The sequence below is a fragment of the Photobacterium sp. DA100 genome (assembly GCF_029223585.1).
In the GTDB taxonomy this organism is placed as follows: Bacteria; Pseudomonadota; Gammaproteobacteria; order Enterobacterales; family Vibrionaceae; genus Photobacterium.
Genome location: NZ_CP119424.1, coordinates 620,367 through 642,981, shown reverse-complemented (window position 1 = coordinate 642,981; position 22,615 = coordinate 620,367). Strand labels below are relative to the sequence as shown.

Here is a 22,615-nt window from a genome sequence, read left to right as displayed (position 1 = left end):
TCGCTACACCACAGCTGAGGTTTCAATTTCACCAATGTACAAAACCCTTGTCCCACCATTCCTTAGGAACTCCATCTTCAGCCAACTCCCTGTCGGGCTGAGGTATATGCTGCTTTCAGCACTTGGCTTTGCCCTGATGGCCGCTTGTGTCAAGCTGGTCAGCAGCACGGGAATGCCTATCTTCCAAATTGTAGCCGCAAGGGCGTTTATCTCACTCATAATCAGCTACCTCGACATCAAGCGCAAAAAAATCCCGGTGTGGGGTAACAACAAGCCACTCTTAGTCGCGAGGGGTACCGTCGGTACACTGGGACTGATCTGTGTCTACTATGCGATTGCGCATTTGCCGTTGGCTGAAGCAACGATCCTACAATACCTGCATCCGGTATTTACCGCTGTACTGGCACTGCTCTTCCTTAAAGAACGGATCCAACTGTCGACCATTGCCTGTATTGTGCTGAGCATCATTGGTCTCATCATTACCGTGAAACCCAATATGCTTGCCAGTAGCGCGGTTGAACTTCCTACTTTTGCCGTAAGTATCGCCATGTTGGGTGCATTTTTCAGTGCGGTTGCCTATACCATTGTCAAACGCTTGAGCAGAAGCGAGGACAGCTCGGTCATCGTTTTTTACTTTCCGTTCATCGCTCTGCCGTTGTCTCTTACCCTGCTGGGTGGCGAAATCCAAATGCCAACATTGTTCGAGGCCGCCTTGTTATTATTGGTTGGTATCTTCACCCAAATTGGCCAAGTCTGCTTGACCAAAGCCATGCAAACCGAAGCGGCAAGCAAGGCTACCGCCTACTCCTACATTCAAGTGGTCTTTTCGATCCTGCTCGGCGCATTCCTATTTAATGAGCTGCCTTCAGTCTGGACGCTACTGGGCGGCAGCTTGATCATTGTCGGTACGCTTATAAACATTTTCGGTAGCCAGCGTGCGGCGCCGAGTAAGTAGTTACCGGTATAATAACCAGAACCAAAACTAAAAAAGACCGCCTTTCGAGAGTACCGCCTAAAAAGCATGTACTGAAAAGTTGGGTGGGTGGGTGGTGCTACTCTTAGCAAGGATTAAACCCAACAAAGTATAAAATACACACTGATGTTCACTATGTACTATCAGTGTGTATTTTGATCCTGCTGTAGTTACGTGTTACTGGCTTCACAACGGCAAGTATAATCACACTTCACAGCTGTACAGAGCTAGTAGCTACGTTGCAATGAGCTAGTCAGGGTCACATTGATAATGACCCTCTCTGGCACACATTTGGACAGAAATGAGTTAGGGCAGCATGAGTAGCTTGTATCAATTGCATAGTGAATTTAGTCACTTAGTTTGAGGTGATATCCCCCCCACAAAGTAACTGCTTTACACTGGATATTAAAAATTCATCTTGATAAAAGCCTGCGGCCACAGATAGTCCAACAGGTGCGTTATCTATATTTGCTATTGGTATCGATATTTCAGGCAAACGACCAATACCAGAAAATGAAGTGATCGACATTGTTCGGTCATAAAAATCTAGCGCTGTTTCCATATCCTCAAGCGAATGTTTTAATGGTGCAATCGTGGGTACTGTGGGAAATAAAACTAAATCTCCCTTTTTAAGAAACGAGGAGATCTCTAGAAAATATCGCTCACAAAGCCGGAGAGAATCGCTAACCGATTTGCGATCAAACTTGCGCACCGTTTCATATTTCATGGCAAAAAATGGGCTAAGTTCAGGCGATTCATGTTCAATCCAGTTACCGACAGTGTTTAAGAACTCAAAAGTTTGCAATGGTCTTAATGCATTAACATTAAGCATATCAAGGGTTGCTTCTTCGCCAAGAATATCGCTCAGTGTAATAGAGACAACATTGGCATCAATATTAACCAATAAATTGTAGATACTATCTTTTATCAGAGTTGATACCTCAGCATCAGAGGTATTAAAGGCATCTTCAAGCAGGTAAATAGTCTCTATTTTTTGTGATACCACGCTTTCACTCTTTAATAGCGTTTGCATAACATCGCCCAATACATTTATATCATTGGCAAAAGCCCCAACCGTACTCGTGCTAGGGACGAAAGGTAAGACACCTGCCTCCGATATTCGATGCATGGTTGGTCGCATTGCGTAAACGCCACACAAACTTGCAGGCACTCGGATTGATCCTGCTGAATCGGTTCCAATGGCAAAATCCACTAAACCACACGCAACAGCAGAAGCCGAACCACTAGATGAGCCTCCCGGTATTCTATCTGGCACTTTTGGGTTGATAGGTGTTCCAAAAAAGAAATTTTCGCCATCTAAACTATATGTGAATTCATCGGATACCGTCTTCCCTAAACAGGTTGCCCCAGAGCCTAATAGCTGATCAACACACAAGGCATTATAAATGGCAGCCTTATGTTTACTTTGCCAAGATGGGCTACCATATGATGTTTTATACTGAGCAATATCAATATTATCTTTAACGGCAAATTTAAGCCCATTAAGTGACCCACTGCTATATGGCTCTATTGTGAAGGTTTCAACAAATGCGCCAGAGGATAGAAAATTATACAAGGTTGTTCCTATGTCTATTATTGCAAGGTTTAGAATATTATTCGTTTTATAAATTTTGAGCGTATAAAATCACACATCAAAGCAATTGGTCAGGAAAAACAACAATACCCAGCGCTTCGAGAATCTGTTCTTGCTGCCAAGCTGCAATTTTGATACCTGATGTATCGACTTTGCGCGGATCTAAACCATCGAGTTCGGCGTGGCATAAATTGGCCCCCTGTAGGCTAAATTGCCCCCAGACATCTTCGGAAAAAACACCTCGACTTAAGTCTGACTCTTTCAGTGATGCACCCGCTAGGTGAGTTCCTATCCAGCGATTTTCAAACAGCTCACATTTTTCTAAACAAACCCGTTCCATATTGGCATAGGAAAGGTTACATCCAGTAATAAAGGCTGAGCAAAAGTACATACGATTACTCACTTGATTGGCAAAGTTTGCTCGGGAAAAGTTGGCACCTTTCAAATCGCACTCGCGTAACTCAATACCGTAGCAATTGGCGTTACTGAAGTTTGCCATTGCAAGTTGGCATTGTTGGAAACTTGCATCACGAAGATCTGCGACATCAAAGTGGCAGCCTTCGATATCACCCTGTTCAATGAACTTGCAGTTGACGAATGTCGCATCGCGCAAGTTAGCGCGTCGAAAGTCGCAGCGAATAAATGTGCAAGCAGTGAACGTGAGAGCGCTTAAGTCTTTATGTGAAAAGTTGTGGTGCCGATATGTATGATTGTAGGTTTCCATGAGTACTCCTTGCTGAACTGAAGGCAAGACTAGCATTGTGCTCATGAAAAGACATCAAAATAAAAACCTATAAAATCAATGCATTGAAACCCCTCAATTTGCCTGTTTTAAGGGGGCAAATTGGCGCGTAGAGCGTCTATCGCTTTAACATTAGTATGCGGCGCTGTTGAAAAAAGTTATTCGCTCTAGATTGGGGTAGGCGAGCTGTGCTTTATTAGTAAGCGCTTGGCCACAGTCCCATTTTATCTTTAGTGAATCGCCAGCTAGAAACTAGACAGCTCCAAGTTCAGGTTAAGAATGTAATGAAAAAATGCAGCCCCTCACTATTGATGGAATTATCTATAACATTTTGGGGCAGAACTGTGTTTTCCCTCCTGACTGCAATTGTCCAGCAACACGTAACAACAGAGCCTTATTTTTTTATTTGATACACGCTTATGGCTCTGCCACTGGGCTTGGTAAGGCGGTGGCACATCCTGTGCCTACACCTACCCAATAGGCTATCAAAGGATATGCTGTAAAGCAGATTAGGTTCAGCCACTCGTTCGCCTTCGGCTTGACGTTCGCGCAGCTCACTACTCGCTAGGCATTCACCGAATCGACTTGACAGCCCTTCAGCTTTTCTACGACTTTAGACTCAATCAAGTTAGCCATCATAGTGTTCCGAGTGGAAGTATGTGATGCAGCCTCAATAACTTCACAGATCACTTCTTTATCACCAATGATGTGAACCTCATTCTCTGCCCTTGTCACTGCGGTATATAACCAAGCCCTGTCCACTAACCGAGATTTCGGCACGATAATAATGATTCGGGGGAACTGGGAGCCTTGGGCTTTATGCAAGGTCATTGAATACCCCAAGTTCACATCATCAATTATGTTACGGTCAATCGGTACTATGTGGCCTTCATCGGTACGAACCTCACCTAACGTATCGCCATCTTGGGTGACGGAAATGAGCTGACCTAACGACCCGTTCTGAATACCTAGGTCATAGTTATTCCTGATGAAAATAACCCTGTCATTCTGTTTTAGCTCGTGATTAAAATACTCGATCCCCAACTGAAACAGCATACAGGTTCCATCAGGGTTTACCTCAGCTTGTATGTTGGCATTAGACTCTTTTACCAGCGCTTTTGTGGGTGCAACCACTCTGGATTCGTCAGGCTTCAGGGCAAATAACTTCGTCGTGATTTCAAGCATTTTTTCTTTAGATGATGCTTGGTGGAAGGTAATGTTGCCTGTTGTTAAATTGGTAGGGACTTCACCTTCATTGATGCTTTTCGAATATTCTGGGATGCCTGTTGAGCCTTCTTGGCGCTTCACAATATCAAGGGTTGTGTTAACGATAACGCCTGAATCAATCACATCATATAGGATTCGCCCAACACCTATAGGGGGGAGCTGGTTAGGGTCACCAACCAGAAGAATACGCGTTTCAGGGGGGATGGATGTCACGATACGGAACATGGTCGGCAAGTCAACCATCGACGCCTCATCAATGACCACGAGGTGCTTTTCATCGGGTGACTGCTCCTCACCTTTGCGCAAGAACCCTGCTATGGTGCTGGTTTCCAGTCCGATGCTTTCATGCAAACGCTTCGCTGCCCGACCTGATAGTGCCAATGCATGGATCTGGTAACCGAGGTTCTTGAAAGCCTTCAAAGCGGTGCGCAAAACCGTTGTCTTACCTGTTCCCGCTCCGCCCGTAATGGTGGCAATACTGTTGTCCAAGGCATTCATAATGCCTTGTTCTTGCTTCTGGGTGAGTGGGTACGGTAATCCATGAACAGCTTTCACGTAAGCATTGTTGACCACCTCATCAAATAAATCATTGTTTACCGAAAGCGTGGCGAACCGTTCGGCTACCGTATGCTCCATCAGGCACATTGCTGTTGATTGATAGGCTTTTGACGCCTCATGGTAAACCCAACGGCACTCATCAAAACTGGCTTTCTCAGCAAGCTTTACCAGCTCATCATCTTTGAGATACTTGCTTAACCCGTAACGCAAATCTTTCTGGTAGGCGCATGTATGACCGCCATCCATTGTTCTCATGATTGCGGCTTCAGACGCTGCAATTAGCCTGCGTGTATCGACGGGTAACACAAAGAACTTATCGCGCGCCAATTTTTCGGTTTCAGCAAAAGGCAAGCCGAAAGTCATTAACCTGAACGGGTCGGACTTTATAGCGTTAACGGACTCCTTTCCGTGGTGTTTAAATAACCTCGCTTGGATGTCCTGTGGAATGCTATGCTCAGTCATCCAGTTTGCACTTTTGAGGTTTGCGTACTGGTCGAATCCCTCATACAGCGCTGAAATCGAGGTCTCAGTTAAAACAGCCCTTAACACCTCACGGTTTGCCTTTGTGTCCTCCTCTGTAAGCGTGTAGAGCTTCTTACCAAATGTTTTCCACAATTCCCTAGCCTTAGATTCACCTATACCCTTAAAGGTCGTTTGAGAGGCAATGAAACGCACAAGCGCTTCTTGTGTTTCAGGAAGAGTGCATTTAATTTTCTCAGGGGACTCAAAAGCGTGTTCCTGCATATCAAAGTCGCCTACAGACATTGATTTAACCTCACACTGGCCTTCAATGTCCCAGTGTTGACCGATAGCGGGTTTAACGGGTAGCATTTTGGGGTTCATCTTTACGCTGACCATGTATTTGCCGTTATTGATTCGGTAACTATCTCGCTTGAGTGGTACACCTAGCAGAACCACTACATCACGTAATTGCAATGGAATACTGGTTATCCTGAATGACTCTTCCTTCGATTGCATCATCGTGGCATCACTCCCATCTCGGCAATATACTGGGACATTTCCTTGAATTTCTTATTCGCTTTTTTGAGTCCAGCTATCTCAGCCTTTGCTTCCATCAAGTCTCTTTCCAGCTCAGCATTCCGTGCCTTCAGTTTAACCACTTCATTTTCTGAGCTGTCATAACGTTTAGGCGTATGACTTTCTTGCTTCGCCTTGCCTTTATCGTTAAACGGGGGAAGCCATTTGTTCTTCCTTAATTTATTTTCAAACTTTTCAATCTCTTGGAGTAACTGCTTATTTCCGCTTTTGGGTTTTAAGGCGTTCCCAGAGCACCCAATCGCCGCTTGCAAGTCAGTGCGGTTAAGCCGCCCGCCGTAGGTTATCGCTTCAATATCGCCCTTAGACTGGGTCTCCGCCCACACCAAGAACGTGTTAACGAATTCCTCGCCCTTAGCTTTACTCATCTGTATCTCCCAGTACCTTTTTGATGACCTTGGCGAATGGGCGTGGAAGTACCTCCGTATCGTACTCGGTTGCCATTACTCGACCATTTTCATGAATTTCCCAACCGTTCTCTTCTAGGCGCTCCTTATCGAACAGTGCCTTTAGTGCCATCTTCTCCATTTCTGTCAACGTGAAAGCGGGCAGCTCCTCAACAGGGTTATCCGGTGCTTGGTTATCAAACTGCCGGACTGGCCTACGGTCTATCACAAACTCCGTCTGGCTTTTCAGGATATTGAGTTCATTCCTAATGCGGTTCCGCTCAGCAATAATCTGCCCCATCCATGCACGAAGTACAGGGTCATCAATCTGCTTTAGCAGGTCGTTATCCTTCGGCTCCCTGCGGGATTCGGCATGGGGGACAGGCGGCTTTTTCATAGTGGTTTCGGCTTTGGCTGCCCATGCCGCTATCAAGTCACGAAAGTGCTTATTTTTCGTTGCTCGAATCGACTGGTAACCCACACCGCCGTTATCCTGCGACACCCTGCCAATGGTGGTGACGGAAAAGTCCCGCTCACCACTTTCATAGTATTCGCTCAGCATGGTGTTGAGCTTGTCGATAGAGTTCTGCATCCGCACTGACTTACCTTCCTTTAGGCTTTCAGCGATGATGTCAGGGTTGATTTCATTCGCCATCACCTTACTCCTATTAGGTCTTTCAGCAGTTTGGATTGAATGGTGTCGCTGCTCTTTATCAGCCCTGCAACCCCTTTTTCCAGCAACCCGTTTTCCTCAAGGTATTGGCCTGACTCAAGGTAAGTCGCGGCTTTGCGCATACCTTCCAACAAGTTATCAGGGTCGGCAATCTTTGCCATTTCACGCATGAGGGCATTCGCGGCCATAGCGGAGGTTTTGTCGTCCATTTCAAGAAACACAGGTTCATAACCTTTCTTCACCAAGAAGCGACTGAGTGTTTTTGCTTGGCGGGGCAGTGCGGGCAATTTCACTAAATCATCCATTAAGGCTGGGTAGACTTCGGCATCGTGGCTAAGCAGCGAGAGGTGGAATAGCTCCGAATCGGTTTCCATAAATTGAAGCGCGATTTCAACATCATCTTGGTCACCCAGCGCCACCAACTTATCGCTGGTATCGCCGTCTTGGCGTTGGTTTTCGATATCCACAATGCGCTGAATCAGCTTGAATGTCCCGATGTAGTCCTTGGCAAGCTCGTTGGCTAACGCATTCTGCTGCTCCACACGGTTTTCCATGAGTTCCATTTCTGCGTGTTTGGTGAAAACCGCATCATTCTCCAGAGCATCGGTGAATTCATCCATTAGCCCCCTCAACTCACCCTCCAGTTCGACCGCAAGGTTTGCGGCATCATGAACCTGATAGCTCAAACGGTTGTTGTGGGCGATTAAGGCTGGCAAATATAAGGCGTTAGTGACCAACCAGCGGCAGCGGGTACAGCTATGGGGAGGAAGGGATTCGTAGAGTCTGGCATTACCATTCTGTGTATTATCGACAAGTAACACACCGCCATTCCAACAACCACTAGGCGGTGCTTTTGTATCCATTCTAGTGGTGTTACCGCCTACCAAGCACAGCCCACAAGGGCGGTTCGACCATCCCACAGGTAACTGCTCCGTCAAGGCACTTAATGTGCCTTCGTTATCGTGGTAGACCATTTTGCACTCAATCTGCTCCAAGCTTTGGTTGCGAAGGAACAGGCGGGTTTGCTCTCCCGCGTTTTCAAGCAGATTGGTTTGTGCTCCATCCATCAAATCACGCATCACACTGGGCGTTATTTTGTTGTAGTAGATGGTCATCAAAAGTCGTGTATGCCCTGCCAAGAGCTTTGAAATGACAGGCAGAGGTAAATCGGTTTCCATTGTATAGGCGGTAATGAGTGATACACGAATGGAATGAGGAGGAAAAAGCGTGGAGAACATAACACTTACACTAGTACCCTCAGGATAATCGCGCACTAATTTGAGTTTCTTTCCGTCTTTTAGAGTTATGCTTTTGGCTTCTAATTGATCTTCCAGCTCTAACAATAATTGATACCAAAATGTCGCAAACGCTTGTTTGCTAATCGGCTTTTGTTTATCTGAGCCTTTTGCAGAAGCGTCACGAAACAAGAAACAAATATCTCCCATAGCACTTAATTGCGCTTTTGTTTTTTTTTCATCTGTGTGTTTCTTTTTTAACCCCAGACAGGAGGTGGGTTTTGAAATCGGATTGTATTTCTCTTGCCAATTTCTCAGTTTTTCAAGCCAGTAAAGCACCTCTTCATTTTGCCACGGGATGGTATACCCCCTGTCTAATTCGTCTTTATTTTGGTCGGCTGTTTTGTTGGAGTTGATATACAAGCCTGTTGAATAGGTGCTTTCATAACTGTCATAGAGTCGGGTAAACACCCCTTTACTGAAGGGGTTTCTCGCCGTACCTAGCTTGAAGTCATGTTTTTTATTGGGCAGCCAAGCACCGCCCTCATACCGATGCGTATCTGCTTCGCCAGAATCGAGCATACGTATCTGGTATGTGCGCAGCGGCAAATGTAGCTTGATAAACGCAAGCATGGCGCAAACGGGCGACCAGTGTTGGTACACAAGCACGCCTTTATTATTTCGTCTAACCGTTTTACGTCGCCATTTAAAGTCAGGGTCGGATTCATGGGTTTTAACATAGTCGATATCGACTTCAATCCACATGTTACGACCAAACTCAATCTCGGATGCCCATTTCCAATCTGAGAAGTGGGTAAAGCGGTACGATGGTAGCGTATCAATAGATAGAATTTCTGCTTTTTTGAGTGTAATAGCGTGCTCACTATCAGCGACTTGCTTAGTGAGCGTCTCCTTCAACTGGTTGGTGGTCGCGCTTGATAGTTTGGCTTGCAATCTTTCAAGCTTTTGCTGGAGTTTATTAAGTTGTTCTGTGGCTTTGTCTCTTGCGACTTTTTTACGCTGCTCTAATTCACTCTCACCAAGTTCTTGGTGAATTATATTAAGTAAATCAATGATGTATCTGTATGGCAGCGGAGTGCGAACCGTTTCTGGTTTACCAGATGGGGATTTTACTTTTTCAAGAGGGTTCACAAACATCGCTGTTGGTTGACCCTCATCGTCAATGCTGAAATGATGCTTAATCACCCAGTCAATAAAATCAACGATAATGTTGTTGTGGTTACCTTTCCGTGTATTGGCTCCCTTGTCTACCAATATCTTTATGAACTCTTCACTAGAGCTGATATGACCGTCTTTCCCACTGAAAAATAATGTAGGCTCTGCGGCATAAGGTACATGTGAAACGAGGTAGGTCTCAAAGAAATGCGTAAGTGCATTTCTTTGATGAGCTGTTGCAGTCAAGGTAGCCAGCCAACTCGCAGCAAACTCTGCCCATTGATGCCATTCTTTACCGTGAGAGTTCACAAGCCACATAAAGGTATCATCGGTTGAACGCCCGTCGAAGGTTAATTTTCTTGCCATTTAGTTACCTCGCTTACGGCTGAATTTGGGGTGCTTACCTGTAAATAACCCTTGTGGGTCAATGTCCTGAAAGCCGTATTCAGTGAGTGATTGCCAATCTGGTATTTTGTGTGTTTTTTTGTCTTCGATTAGGGCGTTAGATGCAAACTCAATGCCCTTTTTGACTTCTAGTTCGTCAGGCTCGTGGCGCTGTTGCAACTGCTTTGAGGCTACTTTCATTGCTTTGGTAACATCTACTGCCGAAGGCTCTGTGTACACCAATTGCGATTCGATATTGGCGTGGTGCAATGCCTTTTGGATAACAAAGGGTGATAAGCCTGAGTCGGAAAGGTTGTAACCATAAGCGTGGCGGTGACCATGAGGGGCGAGTCCTTCATCTTTATTAGGCTCTAGCCCAATACGCCTTAAGCCTATTTCATAGGCGCTTTCAAACGCCTTGATTCTAATTGGAGAACCGTAATACCTCTTATCTTTGCTGAAGGAAACAAAGGCATAAGGGTGGTGCTTATTGACGGATACCATGTTAGCGCGATAAGGGATGTATTGCTGCCAGAGTTTTTTAAACACCCTGCCAGCCTCAGAAGGGAACCAGTAGACCTGTATAAAATTGTCTGTACCGTTACATGGCTTTGTCCATTTTTGCCCAACATGCTCATTACCAACCATATTCTTTCGGGGTATGCGGCCATACTTTTCTTTCAGGTAGCTTGCTCTGTTTGTTTGACCCCCTTTAGATTTGAAACGGAAAGGGGCTTTACCATCTTGTTCATCATAAATTCGAACAATGCAGTTTTCAGGATCTTCGGGGTCGTCTAACACATCCGTAACCCAAAGGTTAATCGCCTCACTATGCCTAAGCCCGCCCGCTTCCATAAGGGTTGTTATCATCTGATTCCTCAGTGAGACCCTTACATCTTTAGACTTACTGATGGCAAAGAAGAAATCATCAAAATGCTGTCTAGGGAAGCGTTTGGCAGCGTTATCCGACGGCTTGAGTCGAGAGCGGCCTTTGACGGTACGAACTTTCTTCGTTGTTTCATTTAAGTTCTTATCTTCAATGTGCCCGAGAAAGTCATATTGTGTTCTTCTGTACCAAGCCGCGTAGTTCAGGCGTTCTTCATGAGGAGTCGCGTCCCGCAGAGGGTTCATGCTCTTAGCGCCATGTTTCTTCGCTAGGTAATCCGTCAACTTCGTTAGGGAAGACACCAACAGGTTCACCTGATGCGTTGACGCTGGCATCCAATATAAACCTGACGGGTCAAGCCCATCTTCGCCAATGGTGCCTGTGTATAATCGAGTGGCAAAAGTCTGAAATAGTAACTCTGGATCGTTAAACACATCCTTGTTCACGTCCATGTAAGCCATGAGTTTTGATGTGGCCTGCAACAACCTAGCAAGAGTGGATTTGCTCGCGCCATCTCCTTGCAGCTTTAGAATGTAATCAGTCAACATAGGTATATCACCTTGCTCGGTGAGCAAGATGTATGTTTCGGTTTTAACCCCAGTATTGTCCTCTTGCACCTTGGCTTTAGCTCGAACTGTTACCATTTCCACCTTCTAACAATACATATAGTGCATATAATATATGTATAGTCCAGTGTGAAAAATAAACAAATAAAAACCCCAATTAAGGGGTTTTAGTATCAAAGTACACACTATTATCTGGGTGGGATAAACTTCTGGCGGTCTTTTTCAATTAAGCCGAACCTTGTTAGACTAGCGGAGTGCGTTAAGCTTCAATTGTGCTTGGCCTAGCACACTGTCGACCGGATAGATTCCATCCAAGCCCGCTTGGCCTGCAACCTGCCCGATCAGGATCTCAATGGCCTCCGTCACATGGCTTATCGCCCAGATATTGAATTCACCCTTGTCGACAGCGTCAACAATATCCTTTCTCAGCATCAGGTTATGCACATTAGACTGAGGGATGATCACCCCTTGGCCTGGAGTGCGACCTTTGATTGCACAGACATCAAAGAAGCCTTCGATTTTCTCGTTAACGCCACCAATCGGCTGGGCGGCACCAAACTGGTTCATCGAACCGGTAATGGCGACATCCTGCCTGATTGGCATTTGGGAGAAGGCAGAAACAATGGCACACAGCTCAGCCATCGACGCACTATCCCCATCGACACCACCGTAAGATTGCTCAAAAGTCAGGTGGGTCGTCAGCGGGATCCGCTTGTTGCGGCCAAACACCGATGCGAGATAGGCCGATAGGATCATCACGCCTTTGGAGTGGATCCGGCCGCCAAGATCGACACTGCGTTCAATATCAAAAACGCCACCCTCACCGTAGGACGTCGTTGCGGTAATACGGTTCGGTGAGCCGAACTGGTAATCTGATGTTGAAATGACCGACAAGCCATTCACCTGCCCTATCACTTCGCCGACGGTATCAATCAGGGTTGTACCGTTGGTAAAGGTTTGCATAACGTGATCTTTAAGCCTGCTGACCCGCATTTCCTGGTTACTCAATGCAAGCTCAACATGATTGGCCCTGATCATCGTGGCATTGGACGATTTAGCAACATAGTTAGACTCACGCAGCAGATTGGCAATATCCGCAGAGTGCAAAGACAGCTTGTTCTGATCATCGGCCTGACGAGAACTGTATTCGACGATCCGGCCAATCGCCTTACGATCACAGTGAAGCATCTTATTGTCGTTAACGATACTGGAAATGAACTTGGCATATTGTGCTTCCGACTCATCGGTACGGTTCATTTCATCTTCAAAATCAGCAGTGACACGGAACAACTCGCTGAACTCCGGATCGTAATGCTGTAGAAGCTGGTATGTCTGGTAATCACCGAACAATATGATCTTCACGTTCAATGGAATGGGCTCCGGATCTAACGAGATCGTCCCCGATAGCGTCACTTCTTTTTCCAGAGAACTCACGCTCAGTTTGCGAGAGCGCAATGCTCGCTTTAGGCCATCCCATACATAAGGGCGCTCCAGCACTTTCACCGCATCCATCAGCAAAACACCGCCATTGGCTCGGTGCAAGCTGCCCGGACGGATCAGCGAAAAGTCGGTAAATACCGTGCCTTTGTAGGTAGCGTTTTCAACATAGCCAAAGATAGAGTGGTAATTCGGGCTTTCCTCGACCACGATAGGAAACTTAGAGCCGTCCTGACTCACCAGCATATTTACCTGGTAGCGACGAGGCATTTTTTTATCAAGCGCGGCATAAGCCAGGGCAACCTGCTCTTCACTTTCTTCCAGGAAAATATCAAGGTTTTCCAGAATATCAGCCTGCATCGCTTTTAAATACGCGAGAACCTCAGGCAACGGTTTGTATTCCTCTTTCAGGGCCTTGATAAAATGCGACACGACATCGAGCGCGACTTCTTCATTGAGCTTCTGGATCTTATCGGAAAACTCTTCTTCCAATTCAGTCAGCTGACGAACAATATCCCGCAGCTGACGTTCCAACTCGTTGATGGTATTTTCAAAAGCGGCTTGCTCTTTTTCCGTCAGCTTGGCAAATGACTCTTCGGTATGTGGCTCTTCACCATTGAGGGCAACGAGCTGATACTCACCCGAGGTGGTAACCGACAAACTGACGCTGTGCTCTTTGGCTTCCTTCGTCAGCGTCAGCAGTGCGCTTTCTTGCTTTTCCGTCAACTGATTTTTCAGTTTTTCCGAGCGGCTATAATACATTTCATTGTCGAAAGCCAGAGGCAGGGCTTTGACCAAACGCGTCATTAGCTTTTCGATATCTTTCTTGAAAGCATGGCCACTGCCGGCCGGTAATTTCAGTACCTTCGGACTTCGGGCTTCATCGAAATCGGCAACATAACACCAATCAAAAAGTGAGTTACCATTGCCATTGGGGTCATGGCGATTAAGGTAGCGCAGTACCATGGTTCGCTTGCCGAGGCCATTGCGGCCTATGGCGTAGATGTTGTACCCCTTCTCCTTGATTGACATGGCAAATTCAACGGCTTTCTGTGCACGTTCTTGCCCGACAATTTCATCAAGCGGGGTGAGATTCTTGGTCGACTTACAATCTTCAGGCAAGCCATTTAGTTCTGAGGCGCGATACAGTTTATCACTGCTAAGCGTTTGAATAGTCATATGGCTCCCTCCATAAACAATCAGTTACATCCAGTGTAGACAGTTAATTATTATATTTTAGTGACTTAACCAACGTTTACTGCTGCCCGAAGGTGCCAAAAGGTATTGTTTGCTGAATTTATAAACAAAAACCTTACTAAGTTGAGGTTTTTATGGGTTTTGAGTGAGGCAAGAGCATAGTTATGACAAATAGGTTGCCAGCTAAGCTGGCACTCCCCACTACTGACCTAATCTTTCTAAGATTTTTTGGACTTTGGCCACATTATTCTCATAAGCTGATAGAGCCTGGATCACAGTAAGGCATTCAGCGGTTAAGTTTGACTGATTGTTTTCTATCACAGCGTTATAAATGGAGTGAGGAAAATCTTCCGCAATACCTTTGGGTGAGATATAACTCACCTTCGACTCTTGGTAGTCCCGATGGAATTTAAGGCAGGGCCAGCTGATCATTTCTATCGCAGCTGCAGCGATCCCCTCTTTCCACTCATCTCGAACTTCTTCAGGCGATTGCTCAAAGTGAATGTCCTTTGACTCACCCATATCAAGCCAGCGCTGGACGGATGCCAAATAATGTTGGTGATCATATTCTTGAATCAATTCAATGACCGATGATGACGAATATGAAAAACATACATTCAAAAAATAGAGCTCTGACAAAGACTTTCCATCAAGGGCTGACAATGCCTTGCGATATGCCTGCTCATGAAGTTCAGTTTCTTTCTGTTCTCTTTGTGTTTCCTCATGCCTACGCTTTTCCTTTAAGCATTGAACACGCATTTTTCCATCATCAATCAGCCGTTGTGCCTGCTGCAACAACTCAATTTCTGCTGGAGAGTACAGCTCAACGAGATCAACTAAAATTACATCCTTGATGATATTGGAAGCCGTTGTTACTTTGGCCTGCTTACTTTTCAACACACTGCTATTTGCCAAATCAAGCATGATAACCCCCTACTAATCTATGAACGATGCATCCGCATCAGCAAGATTCAAAATGGTTAATCAGTTAATGGGTGAGTTTGAAAGAAACGGTTGATGAAAAGCTAATGATAGAAGTTAACTTGAAGCCACTTATTAAAAGTATAGAAAAGAATCTCTCGATGTTGGGTAATTAAATGAAGTTGGTTGCAATTGTCTAAAACCTTAAATTTAGTCTCTCTATCACGAGTAAAAGCCATCGGGCATTACCGATGGCTTAATGAGTTTGCATTCCCTTATATCACGCTAGAAATTACCCATTAACGCTTTACTAGCGCAATTTCCAAATCGCGATCTGCAATCATCCACCAGCGATTACCATACTGGCCATCATAACCTACGACCGCTTGACCATCACAATGTACATCACGAACAGGCTCACTGTTCAAGTAACTCTCGTCCCAAGGAGCATCAACAATACAGTTTTCAGTCACTAACGGCTTCCATACACCATTAACTTGCTCACCCAAAACAACCCCTTTAGCATTCAAATCAGCAGCCGCTGTAAACTGAACACCGTATTTGTCACCGGTGATTTGCTCAACATCCCAGTCCTGGCTTGCAGTGACAGGCAACCGGTGAGGCATTTTCGCAGAGCCATCAGGTTGAGAGCCTTGCAGCCCCCAAGTCACACGCATATTTTGCTCACCACCGTAAGCATTTTGATAAACACCTCCATGATTCTGCATACCACTAATGATCAAAATATCAGAGCGCGTTTCATTCGTTTTTGGCATCCAGCTTAACGTTACATGCTTTTTCATATCGATAGTGGTTGCTGGTACCACGACATATCCGGTCTCTGCACCAGTATCATCCTGATCCTGTTGCCCTTTAACGACTCGCTCAGCTCCGTTCAAATTTGGGTCCCAAGCCTTATGCTGGGTAAAAAGAAATTGGTAGCTCAGACGCATCATGTCATTCATGGTTTCGGCACGAGTTAAACCCGCGTTATAGCCCATTGTACGCTCAGTAGTATCGACACGATTGAATGTATCATTCACTCCCCCCACCAAACGCGCTGAAGAACCGTCGTAGCCTAGGCAATCATTAGTCTTATACTCAACAATATGGTTAAGAATTGGTCGCTGTTCATCAGGGATGGAGTTTGGATAAATCAGGGTTTCGCAACGATCTAAAGTACGGCTAAAAGTATCCATCAGGGTCCAATTCGGCTCTTCAAGCTCTTTCATACCATCTTCATTACGGGTAATCGTATGCGGGGCATAATAAGCATGATAATCAACACGATTACCGCCAAAACTCAAAATCGCCGCGTTGGCATCATAATGGTTTGAGTCATACTCAGGTTTCAGCGTGGCCATTTTGTGCTGAATAACATCCTGGATCAGTTCACGTTCACCATAGCGATATTCATATCCTTTGTACGAGGCGTTACCACTTACAATCTGGGTGTATGAAGGCATACGGTAGTTCCCACCACTAGGTGTAGAAGCTAAAGTGTCGACATTACTGCGACCGCCAGGGTCATTCGAACCGTATACACGTGCATGGATTTGAGAGCGCTGATACATATGTTCGTGACCCTGTACCCAAATCACGTCATACTTTGCAAATAGTTCACGAATATCCTTGTGGATATCAAACAGGCGATTGTCATCTTTGACGCCTTGAACAATTTGCTCACGGGTTTGGCCATATTTTGCGCCAACAAGTCCATCATGGCTAGCGATCACTACATGGTCAAACTTACCTTTATTTTCTGCAAGAATCTCTTCAATCCAGCTAAACGCAATCGGCAAATTATAATAGGCTAAACCTATCATCAATACATTGTCGCGAATGATGTAATAGTTAAGCCACTCTGCTGAAGGCATATGTACAGCATCTTCTGGGATGAAGTGGCGCATATTATCAATCCACTCTACGGTATAAGCCCAGCTCGTTTCGTGGTTCCCCATCACTGGCAGAAACTCCATACCCGCTTCGCGATATTTATCCGCTACCGACCGCCACTGTTCCCATTCTTTGGTAGAACCATTATCTGTCAGGTCTCCAACAGGAATTACTACATTAACCCCTTCAGCATGGTGCTTGGCAAGAACCGCTTCCATCGGGTGAATCGCAACATTCCAACCACCACCTTGTGTATCAGGGAGAAGGCCGACTTTTAAAGATGCATCCGGTTTTGGTGAGGTTTTACCAGAATCCTCAGAAGAAGAACTATTACAACCAGCCAAGGTTGCAATAATTGACATTGCAATAAAAGAACGCTTCCATGTATTATTTTGCATGATTACCACTACTGTTATTATTGAAGAAAATAAAACGCGGATAATTTACGTGAAATATATTACATTTTTATTTTTTCTTCCTGTAATTATTACAAGGTGATTTAAATAAAAATGTAATCTTTCACCATTATTCTATTTAATATTTCCTCTCATACTAAAGAACATGAAATCTGCAACCACTCTATTTATTTTGCAATTTTTTGCTTTAATCAGCACCAGTGTTATTGCAAAAGAAAGCAATGCCGTTCACCGTCGCCTACTTGCTCCTGAAGAAATGATGTTTGAGCTAAATGAAGAAGCAACTTGCCTTGCTGCCGCTAATTACCTTAGAAATGATAGATATAATTTGCACCTTTCCAACTACCAGTCTTTGATTGCTGAATTTAAGGTGCCGAAAAAGGCTGCTGAGTCAATTATAAATCGGACCAATAGTGAATATATATTTTTTGCCGACCGTGCCAAGAAACGCTATACCGAAATTGATCATCATGTACTGCTGACGTCGGCCTATACGCATCGATGTTTATTCATGAATGGATTTGAAGCACAGCGACCATTTATAGAAGCCAGTAACAATAGTTGATTTAAGGGTTGCATCCCTCATGCGTATTCGGGATGCAACCATAGCTTAGACAACTTCGACCGTTATTCCCCGCTCATTGAGATCTTCAATGCAACTGCTAGGGAATTCGCTATCAGTGATCACTTTGTCAAAGCATTCCATATCTATAGCATGGAAAGTTGCTACCTTGCCGTATTTGGAAGAATCGCTCACCAAATAGCTTTGTCGCGAGGAAGCAATAATCGCCTTCTTCACCAACACTTTCTCTTCGCTTGGGGTCGAGATGCCACGCTGATTCCATGACGATGTCGAAACAAACGCCAAATCAATATTCATCTCCCGCAATATGTGGGTTGCTTGCTGCCCGACACAGGACTGGTTCCCTTTGTCCACCTTGCCGCCAGTATGGTAGATACTGCACTCAGAATGGTTCATCAAATAGCAGGCGATGGCGAAATCGTTGGTGATCACCAAGAGATCTTCCCTGTGATTTAGCTGATGGGCGATTTCAAGTGTTGTGGTTCCTGCATCCAGATAAACCGTCATATTCGGTTTAATCAGCTGCGCCGCATAGAACCCAATATCGGCCTTTTCGTTTCGGTGCTGGTTAATTTTCACATCATGTGAGAGTTCGGTGTGAATCGTCTCGGTCAGTTGAACCCCACCCGATACCGACATAACGCGCCCGTCCGACTCTAGCTTGGCGATATCACGTCGGATCGTCATATGAGATACATCAAGCTGATGAGTCAATTCACTGATGCTGATGACTTCCTGATTACCCAACAAAGTCAGGATCGTTCGTTGTCGTTCTGCCGGAATCATAATGCTTCTTCTGTATAGTTATCTTGCAAGCATCTTAACACCTCACACCCCCTTGTGTGAATATATGTGATCATTTGGTAAGGCATTATTTGATTATTCTTCCATTTTTCAGCTTATTACCCTTTATCTCTTATTTCTCACCTTCACGCAGTCAGATATTCACACCAAAAATTCACACTTTTTATCACAACCACTGTTAAAAAGTGTGAAGTCACGCCTTCACCTTTCGAAAAAAGCAGCATAGAATCACAAACAAGAACAGAATTTCACAAAAGTTAACATGGAGAGGCAAATGGAAAGTCAACAATTACAATCAGTTGCCGTAATTGGTCTAGGCTCGATGGGTATGGGCGCTGCTAAATCTTGTATCCGTGCCGGTCTTGATACGTATGGTATCGACCTCAGCACCGACGCACTAAAAGAACTCGAACAAGCCGGTGCAAAAGGTGTTTCACACAACTGTGCTGACTTCGCCCAGGTACTCGACGCGGTCTTGCTGCTGGTCGTGAATGCCCGTCAAGCCAAAGCCGTACTGTTTGACAATCAACTTGCCACACAGCTTAGACCCGGCACTGCCGTTATGGTGTCTGCGACTATCTCAGCCGAAGATGCAAAAAGCATTGAAGCCAGTCTGAAAGAACATCAACTTATCATGCTTGATGCCCCGGTTTCTGGTGGCGCGGCAAAAGCCAACCTAGGTGAAATGACCATCATGGCGTCAGGCTCAGAAGAAGCCTTTACCAAGCTTAAGCCCGTACTCGATGCAACCGCAGGCAAGGTTTACAACATTGGTACCGAAATCGGCATGGGTGCAACTGTCAAGATCATCCACCAGCTACTTGCAGGCGTTCACATCGCGGCAGGGGCCGAAGCCATGGCGCTCGCTGCCCGTGCCAATATCCCTCTGGATTTGATGTACGACGTGGTAACCAATGCCGCGGGAAATTCATGGATGTTCGAAAACCGCATGAAGCATGTTGTTGATGGCGACTACACCCCAACGTCAATGGTCGATATCTTCGTGAAGGATCTCAACCTTGTCTCTGATACTGCCAAAGATCTGAAATTCCCACTTCCACTTGCCTCCACCGCGCTGAACATGTTCACCAGCGCCAGCAATGCAGGTTTTGGTCAGGAAGACGACAGTGCTGTCATCAAAATTTTCGATGGCATTGAACTGCCTAAGAAGGAGCAATAATTATGCTACTAGGAGTTATCGCCGACGATTTTACCGGCGCAACGGACATTGCCGGCTTTCTGGTTGAAAATGGTATGCGCACCATTCAGTTAAATGGTGTGCCAGAAACCACTCTAGATATCGATGCCGATGCGGTCGTGATCAGTTTGAAGTCACGCTCTTGCCCAGTTGATGAGGCCATTGATACCTCTGTTTCCGCTCTCAACTGGCTACGACAGCAAGGCTGCCAGCAGTTCTACTTCAAATACTGCTCGACCTTCGACAGCACCTGCGAGGGCAACATTGGGCCTGTCACCGATGCACTGCTTGAGGCCCTGGGTGAAGACTTCACGATTGTATGCCCTGCTCTGCCCGTCAACGGACGTACTGTGTTCAATGGTCACCTTTTTGTGATGGGCGAACTACTCTCCGACTCAGGCATGCGAAATCACCCAGTCACCCCGATGACCGATTCAAGTTTAGTACGCCTGATGGATAGCCAGTCAACGGGTACTACCGGCCTGGTGAACTACCAAACTATCGAACAAGGAGCCCAAGCGGTTACAGAGCGCTTCGCAACCCTCGTCCGAGAAGGTCATCGTTACACGGTTGTCGACGCATTCAACCAGTCCCACTTGGAGACACTAGGTGAAGCAGTGAAATCACTCAAGTTGGTCACAGGTGGTTCAGGTTTGGCTTCGGGTATTGCCAAAAACTGGACGGAACATTTAAGCGACCAGTCCTCGGCAAAAGAAGCAGGCAAGCCACAGCAAGCCAAAACCGTGGTGCTGTCGGGGTCATGCTCAGTCATGACCAACCAGCAAGTTACCAACTACGCACAAAAAGCACCACACCAGGCTCTGGATGTAAAAGCGTGCCTTGAGCAGCAAGATTACTGTGAGTCTGTCTTTCAGTGGGTACTAGAAAATCTTGAAGCTGACTTTGCTCCTATGGTTTACGCCACTGCTGAGCCGGAAGTATTAAAGGCTATCCAAGCACAATACGGCGCTCAGGCATCCAGCCATGCCGTTGAGCAGTTCTTCAGCCAGCTAGCCCACCAGCTAAAAGAGAATGGCGTGCAGAACTTCATTGTAGCCGGCGGTGAGACATCCGGGGTTGTAACCCAAAGCCTAGGGGTAAAAGGTTTCCATATCGGCCCTCAAATCGCACCGGGCGTGCCTTGGGTAAAAGCGGTCGACAGCAAGCTGTCACTGGCGCTGAAATCAGGCAACTTTGGTGACGTTAACTTCTTCGAAACGGCACAAGGGTTCTACCATGACTGAACAACAACTCAGAGAGCAGATGGTAACGCTTGCTCGCTCGATGTTCGAGCGCGGTTACGCCACCGGTGGTGCAGGTAACCTCTCTCTCAAACTGCCGAACGGGCACTTTTTGGCAACACCGACCGGATCTTCATTTGGCCGACTGGATGCGGATCGTTTATCGGTAGTTGATATTGACGGCAACCACATTTCAGGTGACCGTCCATCGAAGGAAGTGGCATTCCACTTGGCGATTTACCGTAACAACAGTGCATGCAATGCCATTGTCCATTTGCACTCGACTTACCTAACAGCGCTGTCTTGCTTGCAAGGGCTGGACACCAACAACGCCATTAAACCATTCACACCCTATTTCGTAATGCGTATCGGCAAGCTGCCAGTGATTCCGTATCTACGTCCAGGCGATCCGCGCATAGCTGAAGAGCTGGCCAAGCGAGCAGCTGACTACCGGGCCTTCTTACTGGCTAACCACGGTCCGGTTGTCACAGGTAGTAACCTGACTGATGCTGTCGACAATGCCGAAGAGCTGGAAGAAACCGCGAAACTCGCATTAATGCTGGATGGGAAGTCAATTCGATACCTTAGCGAAGAAGAAATCACAGACCTACAAGGGAGAGGCAAATAATGGCTAAATTCGCTGCAAATCTCACCATGCTTTTTACCGAAGTGCCGTTTATCGAGCGTTTCGAACAAGCCCACCAAGCCGGTTTCAAGGCAGTGGAATACCTTTTCCCTTACGCCTATGACGCAGAAGTACTCGCAGACAAGCTGAAGAAATATGGCTTCGAACAGGCGCTGTTCAATATGCCGCCGGGCAACTGGGATGCTGGCGAGCGAGGTTTTGCAGCCATCCCGGGACGTGAAGAAGAGTTCCGTGCCAGCGTCGATACAGCTCTGAACTATGCCCTTTCCCTTGGTTGTAAAAAAGTCCATGCCATGTCGGGTATTGTCGATAGCGCCTTCAGCTATCAACAACACGTAGACACATTTATCAGCAACATTCGCTTTGCCGCGGATGTCTTTGCCGAGCACGGTATTGAGCTGATGATTGAACCTTTGAACAACCGTGATGTACCGGGCTATTTCATATCGCACCAGCGTGAAGCGGTAGAGCTGATAAAACAGGTTGAACGCCCGAACGTCAAGCTACAGCTCGACCTGTACCACGCCCAAATTATGGATGGTGACCTCACAGTATTGATCCGTGACCTGGCGGAGTACACCGGCCATATCCAAATTGCCTCGGTACCGAATCGCCACGAGCCAAGCGAAGGCGAACTGAACTACCCGCACCTATTCAATGTGCTGGACGAGTCGGGCTATAGCGGCTGGATCGGCTGTGAATATAACCCGAAAGCAACCACAGTCGAAGGGCTCGGTTGGCTAAAACCATACTTATAAATATGAAGTTTCACCTTTTGTAGAAAGGCTAAGTAACACAGTTTGCGGCATCTGCTAGCTAA

17 protein-coding genes are annotated in these 22,615 nt (G+C 46.1%); 6 read left to right on the top strand and 11 right to left on the bottom strand.

Translation table 11 applies throughout. The annotated features are described in order from the left end of the window. Positions 1-34: 34 nt before the first annotated feature. Positions 35-955 carry a DMT family transporter gene (locus PTW35_RS20610; protein WP_281028757.1) on the top strand — a complete coding sequence of 307 codons (921 nt, stop codon included), beginning with the start codon at positions 35-37 and terminating at the stop codon, positions 953-955. A gap of 373 nt (positions 956-1,328) precedes the next feature. On the opposite strand, the gene PTW35_RS20605 is transcribed toward PTW35_RS20610, so the two are convergent. From PTW35_RS20605 to PTW35_RS20560, 10 genes are all read right to left on the bottom strand, one after another. Further along, entirely contained in the window at positions 1,329-2,549 is a 1,221-nt protein-coding gene (locus PTW35_RS20605; RefSeq protein WP_281028756.1) for an amidase family protein, read from the bottom strand. A 76-nt stretch (positions 2,550-2,625) separates the two neighbouring features. Further along, complete coding sequence (locus PTW35_RS20600; RefSeq protein ID WP_281028755.1) at positions 2,626-3,291, bottom strand: QnrS family quinolone resistance pentapeptide repeat protein; 666 nt, start codon at positions 3,289-3,291, stop codon at positions 2,626-2,628. Positions 3,292-3,873: 582 nt separating this feature from the next. After that, positions 3,874-6,075: an AAA family ATPase gene (locus PTW35_RS20595; RefSeq protein WP_348637743.1), complete on the bottom strand. Its 2,202-nt coding sequence runs from the start codon at positions 6,073-6,075 to the stop codon at positions 3,874-3,876. Then, entirely contained in the window at positions 6,072-6,518 is a 447-nt protein-coding gene (locus PTW35_RS20590; protein ID WP_281028754.1) for a VPA1267 family protein, read from the bottom strand. Before PTW35_RS20590 ends, PTW35_RS20595 begins: the two co-directional genes overlap by 4 nt. Further along, on the bottom strand, positions 6,511-7,191 hold the full coding sequence (gene gmtX / locus PTW35_RS20585) for a gamma-mobile-trio protein GmtX (RefSeq protein WP_281028753.1): 681 nt from the start codon (positions 7,189-7,191) through the stop codon (positions 6,511-6,513). Before gmtX ends, PTW35_RS20590 begins: the two co-directional genes overlap by 8 nt. Then, positions 7,191-9,986, bottom strand: coding sequence for a VPA1269 family protein (locus PTW35_RS20580; protein ID WP_281028752.1), 2,796 nt, complete (start codon positions 9,984-9,986; stop codon positions 7,191-7,193). The genes gmtX and PTW35_RS20580 overlap by 1 nt, the downstream gene beginning before the upstream one ends. Further along, on the bottom strand, positions 9,987-11,534 hold the full coding sequence (gmtY, locus tag PTW35_RS20575) for a gamma-mobile-trio recombinase GmtY (RefSeq protein WP_281028751.1): 1,548 nt from the start codon (positions 11,532-11,534) through the stop codon (positions 9,987-9,989). A gap of 168 nt (positions 11,535-11,702) precedes the next feature. Then, positions 11,703-14,072, bottom strand: coding sequence for an AAA family ATPase (locus PTW35_RS20570; RefSeq protein ID WP_281028750.1), 2,370 nt, complete (start codon positions 14,070-14,072; stop codon positions 11,703-11,705). A 219-nt stretch (positions 14,073-14,291) separates the two neighbouring features. Beyond that, on the bottom strand, positions 14,292-15,014 hold the full coding sequence (locus PTW35_RS20565) for a hypothetical protein (protein ID WP_281028749.1): 723 nt from the start codon (positions 15,012-15,014) through the stop codon (positions 14,292-14,294). 296 nt (positions 15,015-15,310) lie between these two features. Next, the gene (locus PTW35_RS20560) at positions 15,311-17,305 is read right to left on the bottom strand and encodes a metallophosphoesterase (protein WP_281028748.1); all 1,995 of its coding nucleotides are present in this window, start codon (positions 17,303-17,305) and stop codon (positions 15,311-15,313) included. A gap of 163 nt (positions 17,306-17,468) precedes the next feature. Here PTW35_RS20560 and PTW35_RS20555 point away from each other — a divergent pair, with 163 nt between their 5' ends. Next, entirely contained in the window at positions 17,469-17,888 is a 420-nt protein-coding gene (locus PTW35_RS20555) for a hypothetical protein (protein ID WP_281028747.1), read from the top strand. A 45-nt stretch (positions 17,889-17,933) separates the two neighbouring features. On the opposite strand, the gene PTW35_RS20550 is transcribed toward PTW35_RS20555, so the two are convergent. Continuing rightward, on the bottom strand, positions 17,934-18,692 hold the full coding sequence (locus PTW35_RS20550; RefSeq protein ID WP_281028746.1) for a DeoR/GlpR family DNA-binding transcription regulator: 759 nt from the start codon (positions 18,690-18,692) through the stop codon (positions 17,934-17,936). A gap of 292 nt (positions 18,693-18,984) precedes the next feature. On the opposite strand from PTW35_RS20550, the gene ltnD reads away from it, so the two are divergent. From ltnD to otnI, 4 genes are read left to right on the top strand one after another with little or no spacing between them, the layout of a single operon-like run. After that, the gene (gene ltnD / locus PTW35_RS20545; RefSeq protein ID WP_281028745.1) at positions 18,985-19,890 is read left to right on the top strand and encodes an L-threonate dehydrogenase; all 906 of its coding nucleotides are present in this window, start codon (positions 18,985-18,987) and stop codon (positions 19,888-19,890) included. Between the two features lie 2 nt (positions 19,891-19,892). Then, complete coding sequence (otnK, locus tag PTW35_RS20540) at positions 19,893-21,152, top strand: 3-oxo-tetronate kinase (RefSeq protein ID WP_281028744.1); 1,260 nt, start codon at positions 19,893-19,895, stop codon at positions 21,150-21,152. Continuing rightward, positions 21,145-21,777, top strand: a complete 633-nt coding sequence (locus PTW35_RS20535) for an aldolase (RefSeq protein WP_281028743.1) — start codon at positions 21,145-21,147, stop codon at positions 21,775-21,777. Before otnK ends, PTW35_RS20535 begins: the two co-directional genes overlap by 8 nt. Further along, positions 21,777-22,553 carry a 2-oxo-tetronate isomerase gene (otnI, locus tag PTW35_RS20530; protein WP_281028742.1) on the top strand — a complete coding sequence of 259 codons (777 nt, stop codon included), beginning with the start codon at positions 21,777-21,779 and terminating at the stop codon, positions 22,551-22,553. Before PTW35_RS20535 ends, otnI begins: the two co-directional genes overlap by 1 nt. Positions 22,554-22,615 lie beyond the last annotated feature (62 nt).